The following is a 3426-nucleotide window of genomic DNA, read 5'->3' as shown; positions in this document are numbered from 1 at the left end:
CCTGCCGCTCGACCCGGACTACCCCGCCGAACGGCTCGCCCGCACCCTGGCCGACGCCGCCCCCGCCGTCCTGGTCACCGCCGGGCCCGCCCCGGTCTCCGCCCCGCCCGGCACCGTCGCCGTCGCGCTGGAGGACGAGGCGCGCAGCCCGTACCCGGACACCGACCCGCAGGTCGGGCTCGACCCGCACCACCCCGCGTACGTGATCCACACCTCCGGCTCCACCGGGGTGCCCAAGGGCGTCGTCGTCCCGCACCACAACGTGGTACGGCTGTTCACCGCCGCCCGCCGGCACCTCGACCTCGGACCGGCGGACGTGTGGACCCTCTTCCACTCCTACGCCTTCGACTTCTCGGTGTGGGAGCTGTGGGGCCCGCTGCTGCACGGCGGACGCCTGGTGGTCGTCCCGTACACCGTCAGCCGCTCCCCGGGCGAGTTCCTCGACCTGCTGGAGCAGCAGCGGGTCACCGTCCTCAACCAGACCCCCTCCGCCTTCTACCAGCTGATCGAGGCCGACCGGGACCGCGCCCGCCCCGCCGACCTGTCCGCGCTGCGGCACGTCGTCCTCGGCGGCGAGGCGCTGGACGCCGCCCGGCTGCGCGACTGGTACGCCCGGCACGGCCACCGCACCCTGCTGTCCAACATGTACGGCATCACCGAGACCACCGTGCACGTCACCCACACCGCCCTCGACGGGCCCGACGCCACCCCGGGCGCCATCGGCGCGCCGCTGGCCGACCTGCGCGCCCACGTGCTCGACGGCGCGCTGCGCCCGGTCCCGCCCGGCACCACCGGCGAGCTGTACGTCGCCGGTCCCGGCCTGGCCCGCGGCTACCTGAACCGCCCGGCCCTGACGGCCCAGCGGTTCGTCGCGGACCCGTTCGCGCCCGCCGCCGACACCGGTGCCCGGATGTACCGCACCGGCGACCTGGTCCGGCTCCGCACCGACGGCACCCTGGAGTACCTCGGCCGCGGCGACCAGCAGGTGAAGATCCGCGGCTTCCGGATCGAACTCGGCGAGGTGGAGGCGGCGTTCGCCGCACTGCCCTCGGTCGCCCAGGCCGCCGTGACCGTCCGCGAGGACCGGCCGGGCGACCGGCGGCTGGCCGCCTACGCCGTCCCCGCCCGGGGCACGGCCCCCGACCCGGAGGGCTGGCGCCGGGAGCTGGCCGCCGTGCTGCCGGCCCACCTGGTGCCGGCCTCGTTCACGACGCTGGACGCGATCCCGCTCACCGTCAACGGCAAACTCGACCGCGCCGCCCTGCCCGCCCCCGCCGCGGCCGCCGCCGGGCACACCGCGGACGGCGACACCGGGCCGCTCGCCGGTCTGCTGTGCGGCCTGTTCGCCCGGGCGCTCGGCGTCGCCGAGGTCGGGCCGCGCGGCGACTTCTTCACCCTCGGCGGGCACTCCGTGACCGCCAACCGGCTGCTGTCCGCGGCCCGGACCGAACTCGGCGTCGACCTGACCATCCAGGACCTGTTCGCCGAACCCACGCCCGCGGGCCTGGCCCGGCTCGCCCGGCGCAGCGACGGCACCCGGCCGCTGCTGCGGGCCGGTACCGGCCCGCAGGACGGCGCCCCGGTGATGTCGCCGGCCCAGCAGCGGATGTGGGTGCTGCGCGAGGTCGAGGGCCGCGCCCCCACCTACAACCTGCCGATCGCGCTGCGGCTGACCGGCCCGCTGGACCGCACCGCCCTGCACACCGCCCTGACCGACGTCCTGGGCCGCCACGAGACCCTGCGCACCCGCTACCCGGCCGGTCCCGACGGGCCACGGCCCGAGGTACTGGCCCCGGACTCCGTGCCCGGCCTGCTGTCCGCGACCGCGGTGGCCGCCGACGGCCTCGCCCGGGCACTGTCCGACGCCGCCCGCGAGCCCTTCGACCTCGACACCGGGATCCCGCTGCGGGCCCACCTGTTCACCGTGGACGACGGCAGCCACGTCCTGCTGCTGGTGCTGCACCACATCGCGGGCGACGGCTGGTCCCTGCGCCCGCTCTTCGGCGACCTGGCCACCGCCTACTCGGCCCGCTCGCTGGGCCGCGCCCCGCGCTTCGAGCCGCTGCCGGTCCGGTACACCGACTTCGCCCGGTGGCAGCGCGAACTGCTCGGCGGCGAGCACGACCCGGCCTCGGTGAGCAGCCGTCAGCTCGGCCACTGGGAACGGGCCCTCGCCGGCCTGCCCGACCAGCTCCAGCTGCCCTACGACCACCCCCGGCCGCCGGTGGCCCGCCACCGCGGCGGCTCGGTCCCGCTCACCATCGGCCCGGACCTGCACGCCGGGCTGGAGCGGCTGGCCCGCGAGCGCGGCGCCACCGTCCACATGGTGCTGCAGGCCGCCCTCGCGGCGCTGCTCACCCGGCTCGGCGCGGGCACCGACATCCCGATCGGCTGCCCGACCGCCGGCCGGGACGAGCCGGAACTCGACGCCCTGGTCGGCTTCTTCGTCAACCCGGTGGTGGTCCGGGTGGACACCTCCGCCGGGCCCGGCGGGGACGGCGCGTCCGGCGACCTGCCGTTCGCCGAGCTGCTGACCCGGGTCCGCGGCGCCGCCCTGGACGCCTTCGCCCACCAGGACGTGCCGTTCGACCGGGTGGTGGAACGCCTCCAGCCGGCCCGCTCGGCCGCCCGCCACCCGCTGTTCCAGGTGGTGCTCTCCTACCAGGAGTCCGAGCCGAAGGCCCGGCTGGCGGGGCTCACCGTCGCCCGGGAACCGGTCGCCCTCGGCGTCGCCAAGTTCGACCTCACCGTCAACCTGGTCGAGCACCGCGACGGCGACCACGCACCGGCCGGCGTGGACGGCGACCTGGAGTACGACCTCGCCCTGTTCGACCACGCCACCGCGGCCGGGATGGTCCGCCGGCTGCTGGCCCTGCTGCGGGCCGTCACCGCCGACCCCGAACTGCCGATCGGACGGTTCGACCTGCTGGACGAGGCCGAACTGGCCCAGCTGGCGGCCTGGAACGACACCGCCGGCGAACTCCCGGACACCGGCCTCGCCGAACTCTTCGCGGCCCAGGTCCGCCGCACCCCCGACGCGACCGCGCTGGTCGCCGGCGGCACCGAACTGACCTACGCCCAGCTCGACGCCCGGGTGGACGCCCTGGCCGCCCGGCTGGTGCGGCTGGGGACCGGACCCGAACGGGCCGTCGCCGTGCTCCAGCAGCGCTCCGCGGACCTGGTGGTCTCCCTGCTGGCGGTGGTCCGCGCCGGCGGCTACTACGTGCCCCTGAACACCCGCTACCCGGCGTCCAGGATGAGCCTGCTGATCCGGGAGGCCGGCGCCACCGTACTGCTCACCGACCGCGCCGTCGACGCCGACCACCACTGCGCCGAGTGGGCCGGACCGGCCCGGGTCCTGGTGGTCGACGACCCGCAGGCCGACACCCTGCCGCAGGCCGACGCCCTGCCGCAGCGCTGCGCCCC

General features: G+C 76.8%; 1 protein-coding gene. It reads left to right on the top strand.

The window, feature by feature from the left end; genetic code table 11:
• A partial coding sequence (locus AA75_RS50280) for a non-ribosomal peptide synthetase (RefSeq protein ID WP_158515632.1) occupies positions 1 to 3426 on the top strand: 3426 nt, incomplete at both ends.

The organism is Kitasatospora sp. MBT63 (assembly GCF_000710465.2).
Taxonomy (GTDB): Bacteria; Actinomycetota; Actinomycetes; order Streptomycetales; family Streptomycetaceae; genus Kitasatospora.
Note: the sequence above shows the minus strand (reverse complement) of the source record. Positions and strands in the feature narration are given on the sequence as shown.